Raw genomic sequence first — 15,007 nt, forward strand, 5'->3', positions numbered from 1 at the left:
ATTATACCATAAATGATAATGAGCGGAACAAATAACAGCTATCTTCCAATGATTTCTACTTCTGTATGCATATCGACACCAAATTTTTCTTTAATTGTTTTTTTGATAAACGCAATTAAATCCAGTACGTCTTGTGCTGATGCAGATCCTGCATTGACAATAAAATTCCCATGCATTTCAGAAATTTTCGCACCACCGATTTGATATCCACGTAGACCTGCCTTTTCCACTAAATCTCCAGCAAAATTGGGTAGAGGATTTCTAAATATACTGCCAGCGCAAGGGTGGTTCCATGGCTGCGTTTCACGGCGATAGTCTTTATTCTTTTGCATGATACTTACTATTTCTTCACGATTGCCTGCTTTCAATTGTAATTCCGCTTCTACTACAATGCCAGGACGTTTTGTTTGTAGTACCGAAGTCCGATAAGAAAATTCCATCTCTTCTTTTGTTAGCCACTTCATTGTACCATCCTCAAACATAATACGAGCTCTCGTTAAAACTTCTGACATATCTGATTTATGTGCACCAGCATTCATATATACTGCCCCGCCCATACTCCCTGGGATACCACTAGCAAATTCTAATCCAGCTAGACCTTGGCGACTAAGTAATGTTGACAACTTAATAAGAGGATATCCTCCTCCAACTCGTACAGTAGTTCCTTCTACTTCTAGGTGATCTAATCCTTCTCCTAAACGAATTACGACACCTTCAATACCTTTATCAGATACAAGAAGATTAGACCCACGTCCAATTGCTGTCCACTTTGCGTGATATTTCTTTACTAAACCTAAAGTTTTTTCCACACCAATCACACTACTTGGCACGATTAGAATATCAGCTGGCCCACCTATTTTCATAGTTGTATAACGAGCTAACGCTTCATTTTCTAATACTTTACCAACTTCTTCTTCGATAAGTTCCTTTGCTAATTGTTTCATGATGATCTCCCCCATATGAAATCTCCGTATTACAGTAGTATGCAGGGCATTCACCTAACGTTATTTCTGTGCAAGCTTTTTCATCACTTCAAATAACTTATTCGCTGCATCTGGCATTCCTAACTGAGTAGCAGCTAGTTTCATATTTTGTAATGTTTGTGTATTTAATAGAATTTCATCAATATCATGAAGAAGTGTTTCAGCAGTCAAATCTTTTTCAAGAAGCATTTTTGCTGCTCCCTTATCGACAACTGATCTCGCATTTTTCTCTTGATGGTTATTTGTCACATAAGGACTTGGAATTAAAATACTTGGTTTTCCTAAAGCTGTTAACTCTGCTAACGTTGTAGCACCAGCACGGGAAACAACAAGATCCACGCCAGTAAGTACCTCTGGCATATTATGAATAAATGGTTTAATGATTACATTACTTGGATTTCCCTTTTGTTTTACAGCTTCCATGACTTTATCATAATGCACTTCACCTGTGATATACAATACTTCATAATCTTTGTTACCAAATTGTTCAATTGCTGCTACAAATGCATCATTAATCGGTCTTGCTCCGCGACTCCCACCAAAAATAAGCACAGATTTTTTAGGAAGAGATAATCCAACAGAACGCTTTCCTTTCATGCCATTTTGATTCATTACTTCTGATGCACGTGGATTTCCTGTCATAACAACTTTCGACTTTGGAAAATGTTCAGCTGCCGCTTCAAAACAAACAGCTACCTTATCCACATAGCGACTTAAAAATTTATTCGTTACACCAGGTACACTATTTTGTTCATGTACAATCGTTGGAATTCCTAATTTTGCTGCAGCATAAACGACTGGACCACATACATAGCCTCCTGTACCAATTACAACATCTGGATTGAAACGACGAATATACCTTTTACTATCTTGCACCCCTTTTAGAAAACGCATCACTGTTTTGACATTATCAAGGGATATTTTTCTTTTAAATCCACTAATAACAATTGATTGAAATGGTATCCCTGCCTTGGGAACAATTGTACTTTCTAGTCCATTCTCCGTACCAATGTATAAAAACCTTGCTTCAGGATGTATTTTTTTTATTTCCCTAATTAAAGCAAGAGCTGGATATATATGACCTCCTGTGCCACCACCACTAACTAATACTCGCACTGCAAATTCCTCCGCTTCTCTGTTCTAAATTCAATTTTATATATTCATATACTTATTCATATATTTTCCGTTTTCTACACACGAAAAACCCTGTCTTATAAACAGGGTTTAGTAGCGAGAGTGACGACTTATATTCAATAATACGCCAACTGCCATTAGCATTAAGGTCAAACTTGACCCACCATAACTTAGAAATGGCAAAGTAATACCCGTAACAGGCATCAATCCTGTTACAACACCAACATTAATCATCACTTGAATCGCGATCATCGCCACAATACCTACTGCTAAAAACGTACCATATAAATCCGGCGCTCCTAATGCTATACGAATCCCGCGCCATAATAACAGACTAAATAATAATAACACAAACGACCCACCAATAAAACCTAATTCTTCCGATAAAATCGCAAAGATAAAGTCAGTTTGCGGCTCCGGCAAGTAAAGAAATTTTTGTCTACTTTGTCCAAGTCCAAGCCCAAATAAACCACCAGGACCAATTGCAAGTAGCGATTGAATAATTTGGAATCCACTCCCGAGCGGGTCTGACCATGGGTCCAAGTATGAAGTAATTCGTTTCATTCGATATGGTGCTGATGCAATTAATCCAACAAACCCCGCTACTCCGATTAACCCTAACATCGAAAAGTGAAAAACGCGTGCTCCTGAAATAAAAATCATTACGATACATGTCCCAACCATTACTGTCCCTGTCCCCAAATCTGGTTGTAACATAATCATGCCAAATGCAACAAATACAAAACTAAGCGCTGGAAGTAGTCCTTTTTTAAAAGAAGTGATTAACTTTTGCCTTTCTGCTAAAAATTTAGCTAAAAAAATGATCATCGCAAATTTCATAAATTCTGATGGCTGAATCGAAAATGCTCCAACCCCAATCCAACTTCGCGCTCCCCCCCGAACAAGTCCAACTCCAGGAATCAGAACAAGGATAAGGAGAATAAAACAAACCAGTAAAATCACCTTCGAATAGGTTCGCCATGTCCAATAGTCAATTCTCATAATAAAAAACATAGCAGCTACACCAAGCCCCGCAAATAACAGCTGTCGTTTTGCAAAAAAGAATGAATCACCCATCTTATAGGAAGCCCAGACAGCACTTGCACTGTAGACCATTATCATTCCAATTGTTAACAACAAAAGCGTAACGATAATTAAAATAAAATCAGGTGTTTTCTTCATTGGCAATGAGCACCACCTCTTTTGAAGAAGCTTTTTTGTTCTATGTAACAAAACATCAGTAGGTGTTAGCCTACTGATGTTTTGTTTACTTTATATAAGTTTATGCACAGCTTGTATAAAAATGTCTCCTCTTTCTTCAAATGTTTTAAATTGATCCCAGCTCGCACATGCTGGTGAAAGAAGAATTACATCTCCATCTGCTGAAAGAGCATATGCTCGTTCTACTGCCTCTTCTAAATTATCGACAGTTTCAATCATATCTAATCCTGCTTTTTCCGCTGCCTTTACTAATTTTGGTGCAGTTTGTCCATATGTCACAATTGCTTTTACATGTTCAAAATATGGAATTAAATCATCAAATTCATTTCCTCGATCAAGCCCACCTGCTAGTAAAATAACAGGCTGCGCGAATGCTGATAAAGCTTTTTCCGTCGCTAACATGTTCGTTGCTTTGGAATCATTATAAAACTTACGATTGTTAATCGTTGTTACATACTCTAGACGATGCTTTACACCCGTAAATCGTTTTAATACAGTAACAATAGCCTCATTTGCTACACCTAGTAATTTTGCAATGCTCATTGCTGCTAAAATGTTTTCTAAGTTATGTTTACCTGGTAAAACGATGTCCTTGATTTCAACAACTTTCTCACCCTTAAAATAAAGAGCACTATCTTTTATACATGCACCATCTTCAATTACTTTCGTGGCTGAAAATAATATTTTTTGTCCTTTACTATTTGCTGATAAGGCCATTACATCTGCATCATCAGCATTCATTACACTGTAATCTGCTTCAGTTTGGTTTTTAAAAATATTCGCTTTCGCTAAACCATACTCTTTCTTTGTGCCATGATAATCTAAATGCGCTTCAAATAAATTTAAAAATGCTGCAATTTTGGGTTGGAATGTGTCCACTCCCATTAACTGGAATGATGAAAGTTCTGTAACAACTACTTCATTTTCTTTCGCCGCCTGCGCAACCTCACATGCTACCGTACCTATGTTTCCAGCAATAACAGGATGTTTCTGCCCTTCTTTCAGCATTTCAAATGTTAGCATTGTTGTTGTTGTTTTACCATTAGATCCTGTAATCCCAACAAATGGGGCCTCTGAAATACGATACGCGAGTTCTACTTCTGTTACAATCGGAATTTGTTTTTCTTTCGCTGCAACAAGTAGTGGATTAGAATACGGAATCCCTGGATTTTTTACAACAAGTGAAATATTTCTTTCTAACAATTCTATTGGATGACCACCGCATACAACATCCATTCCCTTTGCTTGCAATTCTGCAGCTAATACATTTTCAGCTAAAGGTTTTCCGTCATTTACAATTACATTTGCACCTAAGCTTTTTAGCAAAGTTGCTGCTGCATAGCCACTTTTCGCAATACCTAATACAAGAATATTTTTATTTTGATAATCAGTTACAGTTTTCAATTACATCCACACCCCGATATAAATTCCTAATACTGCCAATAAAAATCCTACAGACCAGAATGTTACAACAACACGCCATTCTGACCAACCACATAATTCGTAATGATGATGCAGTGGACTCATTTTAAAGACACGTTTCCCTGTCGTTTTAAATGAAATAACTTGAATAATAACAGATAATGTTTCCATTACAAATACGCCGCCAATTACAACAAGTAATAGTTCTTGTTTTAATAAAATGGCTACAGCAGCTATTGCACCACCTAAAGCAAGAGAGCCTGTATCTCCCATAAACACCTTAGCTGGATTTGCATTAAATACTAAAAATCCAAGTACCGCTCCAACAACCGCCATACAGAAAATCGCTACTGCATACTGATTTTGCGCAACTGCAATAATACCAAATGCTCCAAATGCAATTGCAGCTGTTCCTGATAATAATCCATCTAGACCATCCGTTAAATTGACTGCATTTGATCCACCAATAAGCATAAACAGTACAAGAATAAAATACGCCCAGTGTAGATCAAATTTAATATCGGTTCCTGGAATCATTAAATTTGTATCAAATCCCTGTCCTTTTGCGATTACAAAAAATGCAATTGCAATAACTAACTGACCGATTAATTTTTGTTTTGATGTTAAACCAAGATTTCTTTTTTTAACAACTTTTATATAGTCATCTAAAAAGCCAATCAATCCATAGCCAAATGTAACTAATAACAATAATGATACTTCCGCACCTAAATGTTTAAATTTAATTGCCATAATAAGTGTTGTCACCATCATAGATACATAAATGACAATACCACCCATCGTTGGTGTTCCTGATTTCTTTTGATGTGATTTCGGTCCTTCATCACGAATACTCTGCCCAAACTTTAACTTACGTAAAAATGGAATAAACAATGGCGAAAGGGCAACTGAAATTAAGAAAGCTACCCCAGCCGTTACTAATAAACCTTGTTCAAGCACATGTAGTCCCCCTCTCATGTTGTTACTCTTTGTTGTTTAAACGTTCAGTGATTGCCTCTTTTGCAATTTCACGATCGTCAAAATGATGTACTTCTTTGCCAATAATTTGGTACGTTTCATGCCCTTTTCCAGCAATGATAATAATATCTTCTGCTTTCGCCTCTGAAACTGCATGGAAAATCGCTTCTTTTCGATCAACAATTACTTCATAATTATTTCCTTTTGCACCTGTTAACATATCATCTAAAATTGCTTTTGGATCTTCACTCCTCGGATTATCTGAAGTCAAGATTGCATGTGTTGCGTATTCTGTAGCGACACCCGCCATAATTGGCCTTTTCGTCCGATCACGATCACCGCCACAACCAACAATACAGTACACATTCCCTTTCGCAAATTGTTTTGCCGTAGTTAATACATTTTCTAAGCTATCTGGTGTATGTGCATAATCAACAATGACTGTATAATCCTGACCGCCATCCACAACTTCAAAACGTCCTGGAACTCCAGTTAATTTTTTCACAACATCAATAATTGTTTGTAGAGATACACCCGAAACAAGACCCGCTGCTATCGCCGCTAAAACATTGTATACGTTAAACTTTCCAATTAACTTCATCGTAATATCTCTACTCTCACTTGGCGTAACAAGAGTAAATGTTGTTCCACCGCTCGTCATCACAATATCTTTTGCCATAATATCACTATGTGTATCAATTCCATACGTAATAACTGTAGCCGCAGTACTTCTCATATACTCTTCTGCTACTGGATCGTCATTATTTAACACTGCGTACTTTTCACGACCATGATGATAGCTATTACCAAGCTGAGCAAACAGCAAACCTTTAGCATGTTTATATTCTTCCATCGTTTTATGATAATCTAAATGATCTTGCGTTAAATTTGTAAATACGGCCACATCATAATCACAGCCATGTACACGGCCAAGATCTAATGCGTGTGAAGAAACTTCCATTACTGCGCTATTTACATTTTGCTCAACCATACGGTGAAACGTTTGCTGAAGTGTCAGTGCATCTGGCGTTGTATTTTTCACCTCGAATGTTTCATCACCGATTTTCATATTAATTGTTCCAATTAGCCCTGTTTTATGACCATGTGCTCGCATAATTTCATCCATAATATGCGACGTTGTTGTCTTTCCATTTGTACCTGTAATTCCAATCAAATGTAACTTATGCGTTGGCTGTCCGTAAAAGTAATCAGCTAAAACCGCTAAAGAACGATAGGTATTTTTCACAAGTACAACTGGAACGTCAACATCAATCGGTCTTTCCGCAACAATAGCAGCCGCACCTTGCGCGGCTGCTTGCTTAGCAAAATCATGGCTATCAACCGTATACCCTTTCATACATACAAATAAGCTTCCATTTGTCACTTTTCGTGAATCTGCTTCAATGGATGTAATTTCTGGATTTTCTTTTGGAACAACTGGAAAATCATGCAAACATGATACAAGTGTGTGCAACTTCATTTCACTAAACCCTCTCTACATTGTTTATTTATCTCTTACTTAATAAGTAGTTCTTCCCATCCTTCATTCGTTAAAAATTGAGAAAGGAAGCATTTCCTAAGAGCCCTAGAAAATCAGACTCTTTTATCAGTATGGCGTATAATAGCCCACTGATAAATTTTTCACTCTATCTCTTATATTCGAGAGCAATATACTCTGTTTTCATAGAAAATAAATTTCTATGAAAACAGATATTTATATTAACTCAACTTCCACCAATTGTATCATAAAACACAATCTCTGACTTTTAATTACCGAAGTAAATTCTAATTTTTGAACCTTCTTTTACTTTGGCACCAGCTTCTGGTGATTGTTTAATTACTTTATCGCCTTCACCACTTACATCCAGCTGCAAGTCTACAAGTTGCGTTTGTAATTCTTTCTTCTTCATCCCAATTAAATCTGGAACTTCTATTGTAGGTGTATCTGTATCTCCCCATTTATATTCCTTTTCAACTTGCTCCTTACGCGGCTCTACTCCCATAACAGGAAGCACATCACGAAGAATATTCCCTACAATTGGCGCAGCAACAACACCACCAAATTGCGTAATTCCTTTTGGATTATCAACCGCAACATACACAACGATTTGCGGGTCATCTGCTGGAGCAAATCCAATAAAAGATACAATATAGTTATTGTCCAAGTATTTCCCGTCTTTTACCTTTTGAGCGGTTCCCGTCTTTCCACCAACACGATAACCATCAACGTACGCCTTTTTACCAGAACCTTTCGCTACAACATTTTCTAACGCATAGCGAACTTTTTCTGATGTTTCCTTGGAAATAACCTTCTTTTTTGCAACTGGTGTTTTCTTTCTTACAACTTGATTATTCAATGGATCAACAAACTCTTTCGCAATATAAGGCTGGTATAATGTCCCACCATTTACTGCTGCTGCTACCGCAGCGACTTGTTGAATTGGTGTAACAGAAACCCCTTGCCCAAAAGAAGTGGTTGCTTGTTCAACAGGGCCAACCTTATCTAAGTTAAATAAAATCCCTTTTCCTTCTCCTTGCAAATCAATTCCTGTTTTTTGCCCAAAACCAAAATCATGAATGTATTGGAATAACTTTTCCTTCCCAAGCCGGTCTCCAAGCTCAATAAAACCTGGGTTACAAGAATTTTGAACAACTTCTAAAAATGTTTGACTGCCATGACCACCGGCTTTCCAGCACCGTAGCCTAGCTCCCCCAACTTCAGCTGCTCCATCATCATAAAACGTATCTTTCTCTAAGTCTACTAATTTTTCATTTAAGGCAGCGGCTAATGTAATGATTTTAAAAGTGGATCCCGGCTCATATGTACTCCATACAGGTAAGTTTCGATTAAATACTTCTGGTGAAACACTCTGAAAATCTGCTGGATCAAAACTTGGCCGACTCGACATCCCTAAAATCTCACCATTTTTCGGGTTCATCGCGATTGCTATCATACCATCTGGGTTATACGTAGAATCTGCGATATTCATTTCCCTCTCTATAATCGTATTGATTCGAGAGTCAATCGTTAATTTCAAATCTAAACCGGCCTCTGGTTTTTTGAAATCATCTCCAACATTCGGCATTCTTTGTCCTTTCGCATCTGCAAAAAAGCGCACATGGCCTTTATCACCATTTAGCTCTTTATCATAATATGCCTCGAGTCCCATAAGCCCTTGGTTATCACTACCAGCAAAGCCTAGTACATGCGATAAATATTTTCCAAAAGGATAGTACCGAATAGAATCTTCAGCAATATAAACACCTTTTAAACTTAAAGCACGCACTTCCTTTGCTTTATCATGAGAAATTTTCCTTCCACCTTTATCCAATCTTACAATAGACTCTTTTTTTGTAATCCGTTTATAAATTTCCTCTTTTTGCACACCTAAAACTGCAGCTAACCTCTCTGCAGTCTCTGCTGGTTTTTCAATTTGTCTTGGTACAACAAAGACAGTTGGTGCACTTTTATTCGTTGCAAGCTCCACACCATTTCGATCTAAAATCTTTCCTCGTTCAGGTTCGAAAGTAATATTACGACTCCAAGAATCCTTCGCACGATCTGTTAACATATTCCCAAGAAAAAACTGTACATATCCAAGACGAATATCAATAATTGTAAAAATGAGTATACCTGATATCAGTATAAAAATGAGTCGTTTTCTAACTGTTACATTTGATACACGCATATTGGAACAAGCCTCCTTTACGCCTAGCTTGTTCCAATATATGCTTGTACCTGTTCAGTTAGAACCTCTTGCACTTCTTGTATTATATACACTTAAAACATTATGGTGTTTCAGCCTCTTGCTGTGGTTCAAGCGGTGGTACAAGTGTTACAGCTAATTCCGTACCTGCTTGTAACGGCGTTCCTTCCGCCACGCTTTGTTCTGTCACATATCCAGTACCAGATGGTTTCAAATTAAGATTTAACGTTTTTGCTAGATTCATTACATCACGAAGTGCCCATCCTTGTACATTTGGCATCAACGGTTTCTCTCCTACTAAGAAGATTCGATCGCCCTTCAATGTTTTTTCAGTCGCTTTTGGTACCTGTTGTTTTACTTTTCCTTGACCTAGTATAATCGGACGGAATTTAGATTTTTCTAATGTCGCCTTCGCTTCTTCCATTGTTTTTCCAGTTACATCTGGTACAACCGTCTGCTGCTCTTTCACATATTTCTTCGGATCTTTCACTTCATTCGGTTTAATTTTTAAATACTCTAAGCTATTTTTCGTTACAGATTTGAACATTTCTGCAAGAGGTTGTGCTCCGTATTCATTGTCTTTTAATTTCGGTTGCTTAATTGCAAAGTAAACAATTAACTGTGGATCATCCATTGGTGCCATACCAAGGAATGAGAAAATATAATTTTCTCTTCCTGTCATATATCCACCTTTTCCATCCGGAATTTGCGCTGTCCCTGTTTTACCACCAACAGAGTATCCATCAATTTTATACGCATTCCCCGTGCCTTTTGGTGATGTAACAACTTGTTCTAATAATTGTCTTACTTGCGCTGCTGTTTCTTTTGAAACCGGCTTGCCTACCTCTTCTGGTTTGTGTTGTAACTCCACTTTATTCGTTATTGGATCTACAATTCGATCAATGGCATACGGTTTCATCATTTTTCCATCATTCGCAATTGCAGTTGCAGCTTGCACAAGCTGTATCGGCGTTACAGTTGATCCTTGCCCAAATGCAGTTGTTACCTGTTGAATCTGCTGGTCAAATATAATTGTATTTTCACCTTCACCAGGTAAGTCAATACCAGTTTTTTCATCTAGTCCAAACTTATGAATATATTGTCGGAAACGATCTGCACCCAGTTTTTGATCTCCTAAAATGGCAAACGCAACGTTAGAAGAGCGCTCAACGCCTTCATCAAATGTAATAGATCCCCAACCTGCACCACCATTATGGTCTTTTATTTTACGATTTCCAACGGGATACGTACCTGACTGGTAATATTCTTGGCCATTATATACACCTTCATTAATCGCTGCAGCTAATGTAAATATTTTCATCGTAGACCCTGGTTCATATGCATTTGCAATTGGATCATTTAAAAAGTATTCAATATCGCGCTTATTCGGATCATAGCTAGGTCGACTGGACATCCCTAGTACTTTTCCTGTTTTTGGATCTGCAACCACTCCAATTAGCATAGAAGGTTCATAGTGCTGATCAGCTGCTTTCATTGCCTCTTCTAAAAAACCTTGAATTCGTTGATCAATTGTTAAATACACATTTTGTCCATTTTTCGGTGGCTTTACACTTTGTTTTCCACCATCGAGAGAAACACCCTTACGATCTCCTGTATACGCTACACTTCCATTCGAAGCACGTAAGTACTTATCTAAACTCTTTTCTAATCCAAAAAACCCCTTCGCAATTCCTTTATCATCAGGCTTTGCATGACCTAACACGTAAGATGCGAAATCGCCATTTGGATACACCCTAGCTTTTTCAGTAACAAATGAAATGCCTGGTATATTAAGAGCCTCTATTTGATCTTTCTTCTCTTTCGTCAAGTTCTTTCCTATCGTTCCGAACTCTACTTGACTCTTATCTTTGTTTAAAGCAGCTAAAATTTCATCTTCGCCTTGCCCAAGTACACCTGCGATTTTTTTTGCGGTATCCTCTTTATCTTTTACAGGTTTTGCACCTTTTAATGTCGCAACAAGCTTGTATGAATTCGCATCTTGCGCTAACACATGTCCATTTTGATCATAAATCGTTCCACGACTCGCTTCCAGTACGCCATTCTTATTGTGCTTGTCTTGTGCAAGTTTCTTTAAATCTTGACCATGTACCGTTCCTGTTGCTTGAATATAAAAGAATCGGGCTAACAACAGCAAAAAGAGCAGGAGGAAAAATATCATAAAGTAACCTGCTCCTTTATTGGTATGAAATTTGTTCATATTCATCTTCATATTTTCTTCACACCTACTATATTAATGTAAACCTTTCACATTATTCGCATTAATTTCTAGCCCGTGTTTTTTTGCGATTTCTGCGATACGCTCATAGCGGCTTAACTTTTCCACTTCAGCTTGTAATTCTTGATTTGTTTTTTGTTGTTTTACAATTGAATTCTCTATTTTTGCTGCTTCCGCATCAACTTGGTACAGTCCCGCTTTATTTCCAATAAAAGCAACACAAGCGTATAATAAAAAGCCAACAAAAGCCACATACAATATTTTTTCAATTCTTGTAATCTTTGTTTTTACCTTTGGTTGTGCTTTTGGCTGTGGAACTTGAGTTTGTACTTGGTCTTGTACTTGTTGTTGTTTATACTTTACAGCTAAATTTGTCATACCTCTCTCTCCCTTTTTTATCGTTTTTCAGCGATCCGTAACTTTGCAGAACGAGCTCGATTATTTTCTTCTAACTCTTCGTCAGAAGGTAAAATCGGTTTTCTTGTAATAAGTTTTAATTTCGGCTTAAATTCATCCGGAATAATTGGTAATCCTGGAGGAAGCTGTGGCGTTGAACTATTTCGTTTAAATGTTGTTTTACAAATACGATCTTCTAACGAATGGAACGTTATAACACTAATTCTTCCGCCAGGCTTGACCATCCCAATCGCAGATTCTAGCGCTTCTTCAAACACTTTCAATTCGTCATTTACAGCAATCCGAATCGCTTGGAATACTCGTTTTGCAGGATGTCCACCCGTTCTACGCGCTGGAGCAGGAATTCCTTCTTTAATTAACTCCACTAACTCTCCTGTTGTTTCAATCGCTTTATTCTCACGATATGCTTCAATTTTCCTTGCAATTTGCTTTGAGAATTTTTCTTCACCATATTGGAAAAAGATTCTTACGAGTTGTTCATATGACCAGTTGTTCACAACATCATATGCCGTTAATGAGGCATCTTGATCCATCCTCATATCTAAGGGTGCATCATGATGATAACTAAAACCACGTTCTGGTGTATCTAATTGTGGGGATGAAACACCTAAATCAAATAAAATGCCATCTACTTCTGTTATTCCTAATTCGTGTAATTTCTCTGATAAATAGCGAAAATTACTCTTCACTGTTACAAATTGATCACCATAAGAAGAAAATTTTTCTTTTGCATTTTGAATCGCAATCTCATCTTGATCAAATGCAATTAATTTTCCCCCTTCCGTTAGTTGGGATAATAAATAAGAACTATGTCCCCCGCCACCTAGCGTACAATCCACATATGTACCGCTCGGTTTTATATCCAAACCATCTACTGTTTCTTGTAAAAGAACTGTTACGTGTTTAAACATTGTTGCACCTACTTTTTGCAAAATAATTACGTTGAATGTCTCCTTTTTCCTTTTAATAAACCTCACAATGTGCCAGGAAATTAATACTCCGAAAACATGTCACATCCAACTTGGCGTCAGTGGAATTTTAATAGCCACAAATCGCAGTTTCACTTTATTATATACTAAATTTTATCATTTTTTGCGGGAAATTAAATAAAAACATGTCGAAAAGCACAATAATACGTTTACATTTTGTTCTATTTTGTCATATGCACACGTTTCATTGTCAATATCATACTCCTGATTGATTCGTTCGATAATTCAGAAAAAAACACTTTACAGTTAATTCCACAAATCAAAAATAAAATCCTGCTCCTAAGAGCAAGATTTTATAGTTTTATAATATGATGTTTTCCGTCCCAAGAGTAGGATTGCTTCATCACTCGTTCAACAAAGTCTAATCCAAACTGATTTAAATAATAACATATATTCCATACCCGTTCTTGCGGAGCACCTAACGGGCGAAGCGCATATTGCAAACGACGGAATTTATTCAGCTCTACTTCATGTTTTTTCTCAACATTCCGCTTTAACGTTCTTTCTAGCAACTCCATTTGCTCTTTAATTTTCCATTCATTTTTCTCAGCAAACTGCTGCAATCCAGGATCTATTTTTTTCACAAACTGTTGTAAAGAGGTATGAATTTCTACGATTTTCTCTTTCGCCTCTGCAAACTGACTATCAATTGGCTCTTCTATTCGGTTAGAAAGCCAATCTTCACGTAGCATACCTATGTCATTTACAAACGGATCACTCTCTTGTAGTTGTAAATCATGTAAATCTGTTAAAATACCGCGTTCCATGTAACTAATTGTAAGTCTTGGAACAACAGGAGGCACACGAAAACCAAACACATGAAATACTTGCTGTAATTCACTCCAGTAAGCAATTTCACCAGGTCCTCCAATAAACGCTAATGTCGGGAATATATATTCTTGCATAAGCGGTCTTGTTACAACATTATTGCTAAACCGTTCCGGATTTTTTTCCATTTCTGCTATCAATTCTTCATACGAAAACGAATAAGTACCATCTTTTCCAACGAATTTCCCATTCTCTTCTTCTAACAACACACGTTCTTCATCAATTTGCATAAATATGTGCACTGCATTTGGTTTCGTTTCAATAATTGGCTTATATCCTTGCTCCCTTACTAATTGCTGTTGTTTTTGAAGACTCATCTGCACTTCTTTATATCGACTTAGTATTTGTTTAAAAAAGGAGACTTCCAATTTCCTTAACGCTGGATGATGCGAATCAACGAGAATCAAGCCTGAATCTACAAATAATTTCATAATAAGATGCGCAAAGAAATCTACATATGTACGTGAATTCTGCAAAGCATTTTCAACAACCTGTAATACATCCTTTGTAAAATTCGTTTCTGGATATGTCTTGAAAATTTCTTCCAGCCACTTTCTACAGTCTTCTATCGAAATGTCAGATTCAGACGCGCTCGCCTTTTTCGGATAACGATCATGAAAAATTGTCTTTTTTATTTTTTTATTTTTCATTACAAACACATGGTTAATTTCATCGATATCGTGGTCTTCACCAGCAATCCAAAAAACTGGAACGACGCGGACTCCTAAACTTGCTTCTTTTTCTTTTGCAAGCTGTAAAATCGAAATAATCTTATGCACAGTATAAAGAGGTCCTGTTAATAGCCCTGCCTGTTGTCCTCCAACAACAACATATGTATTTTCATCCGCTAGCGCCTCTATATTCCGAAGAGTATGCTCTCCAGCATGTAAATTCGTATTATATTCTAATAAATGTGCCACTAAGTCCTGACGGAAAAACTTCCTATTGCGCAAATCATGCAGACGTTGTCCGAATCCATCTTCTGTTAACGGATAATCGAAGTATGCCTGCACTTCTTTTTTATCCTTCATATAGTCCGCTACAACACCTTGTAGTGGAACAGAGATTTCTTTTATCTCCATATAATTCTTCCTT

The 15,007-nt window shown here is 37.1% G+C and carries 11 protein-coding genes; all 11 read right to left on the reverse strand.

The window, feature by feature from the left end; all coding sequences use genetic code 11:
* Positions 1–38: 38 nt before the first annotated feature.
* Complete coding sequence (gene murB / locus AC1M36_RS18500; protein WP_336452064.1) at positions 39–944, reverse strand: UDP-N-acetylmuramate dehydrogenase; 906 nt, start codon at positions 942–944, stop codon at positions 39–41.
* Between the two features lie 60 nt (positions 945–1,004).
* Positions 1,005–2,099 (reverse strand): undecaprenyldiphospho-muramoylpentapeptide beta-N-acetylglucosaminyltransferase, encoded by a 1,095-nt coding sequence (gene murG, locus AC1M36_RS18505; protein ID WP_336452065.1) that lies wholly within the window; start codon positions 2,097–2,099, stop codon positions 1,005–1,007.
* Between the two features lie 108 nt (positions 2,100–2,207).
* Positions 2,208–3,299, reverse strand: a complete 1,092-nt coding sequence (gene spoVE / locus AC1M36_RS18510) for a stage V sporulation protein E (protein ID WP_336452213.1) — start codon at positions 3,297–3,299, stop codon at positions 2,208–2,210.
* A 90-nt stretch (positions 3,300–3,389) separates the two neighbouring features.
* Positions 3,390–4,742 (reverse strand): UDP-N-acetylmuramoyl-L-alanine--D-glutamate ligase, encoded by a 1,353-nt coding sequence (murD, locus tag AC1M36_RS18515; protein ID WP_336452066.1) that lies wholly within the window; start codon positions 4,740–4,742, stop codon positions 3,390–3,392.
* A complete protein-coding gene (gene mraY / locus AC1M36_RS18520) occupies positions 4,743–5,717 on the reverse strand; it encodes a phospho-N-acetylmuramoyl-pentapeptide-transferase (protein WP_241815805.1) in 975 nt (324 codons plus the stop codon).
* Positions 5,718–5,739: 22 nt separating this feature from the next.
* On the reverse strand, positions 5,740–7,215 hold the full coding sequence (locus tag AC1M36_RS18525; protein WP_431613208.1) for a UDP-N-acetylmuramoyl-L-alanyl-D-glutamate--2,6-diaminopimelate ligase: 1,476 nt from the start codon (positions 7,213–7,215) through the stop codon (positions 5,740–5,742).
* Between the two features lie 286 nt (positions 7,216–7,501).
* The gene (locus AC1M36_RS18530; RefSeq protein WP_336452068.1) at positions 7,502–9,424 is read right to left on the reverse strand and encodes a stage V sporulation protein D; all 1,923 of its coding nucleotides are present in this window, start codon (positions 9,422–9,424) and stop codon (positions 7,502–7,504) included.
* Between the two features lie 100 nt (positions 9,425–9,524).
* Positions 9,525–11,672, reverse strand: a complete 2,148-nt coding sequence (locus AC1M36_RS18535) for a penicillin-binding transpeptidase domain-containing protein (protein ID WP_336452069.1) — start codon at positions 11,670–11,672, stop codon at positions 9,525–9,527.
* A 21-nt stretch (positions 11,673–11,693) separates the two neighbouring features.
* Complete coding sequence (gene ftsL, locus AC1M36_RS18540; RefSeq protein ID WP_336452070.1) at positions 11,694–12,056, reverse strand: cell division protein FtsL; 363 nt, start codon at positions 12,054–12,056, stop codon at positions 11,694–11,696.
* Between the two features lie 17 nt (positions 12,057–12,073).
* Entirely contained in the window at positions 12,074–13,006 is a 933-nt protein-coding gene (gene rsmH / locus AC1M36_RS18545; protein ID WP_336452071.1) for a 16S rRNA (cytosine(1402)-N(4))-methyltransferase RsmH, read from the reverse strand.
* A 371-nt stretch (positions 13,007–13,377) separates the two neighbouring features.
* Positions 13,378–14,994, reverse strand: a complete 1,617-nt coding sequence (bshC, locus tag AC1M36_RS18550) for a bacillithiol biosynthesis cysteine-adding enzyme BshC (RefSeq protein WP_336452072.1) — start codon at positions 14,992–14,994, stop codon at positions 13,378–13,380.
* Positions 14,995–15,007 lie beyond the last annotated feature (13 nt).

The sequence above is a fragment of the Bacillus sp. Medicinal_06 genome, from assembly GCF_056711665.1.

What these genes read in the sequence shown, in the direction of transcription:
- murB (WP_336452064.1), bottom strand. Translation starts at nt 944, where the DNA reads ATGAAACAATTAGCAAAGGAACTTATCGAAGAAGAAGTTGGTAAAGTA.
- spoVE (WP_336452213.1), bottom strand. Translation starts at nt 3,299, where the DNA reads ATGAAGAAAACACCTGATTTTATTTTAATTATCGTTACGCTTTTGTTG.
- AC1M36_RS18525 (WP_431613208.1), bottom strand. Translation starts at nt 7,215, where the DNA reads ATGAAGTTGCACACACTTGTATCATGTTTGCATGATTTTCCAGTTGTT.
- AC1M36_RS18530 (WP_336452068.1), bottom strand. Translation starts at nt 9,424, where the DNA reads ATGCGTGTATCAAATGTAACAGTTAGAAAACGACTCATTTTTATACTG.
- AC1M36_RS18535 (WP_336452069.1), bottom strand. Translation starts at nt 11,672, where the DNA reads ATGAAGATGAATATGAACAAATTTCATACCAATAAAGGAGCAGGTTAC.
- ftsL (WP_336452070.1), bottom strand. Translation starts at nt 12,056, where the DNA reads ATGACAAATTTAGCTGTAAAGTATAAACAACAACAAGTACAAGACCAA.
- rsmH (WP_336452071.1), bottom strand. Translation starts at nt 13,006, where the DNA reads ATGTTTAAACACGTAACAGTTCTTTTACAAGAAACAGTAGATGGTTTG.
- bshC (WP_336452072.1), bottom strand. Translation starts at nt 14,994, where the DNA reads ATGGAGATAAAAGAAATCTCTGTTCCACTACAAGGTGTTGTAGCGGAC.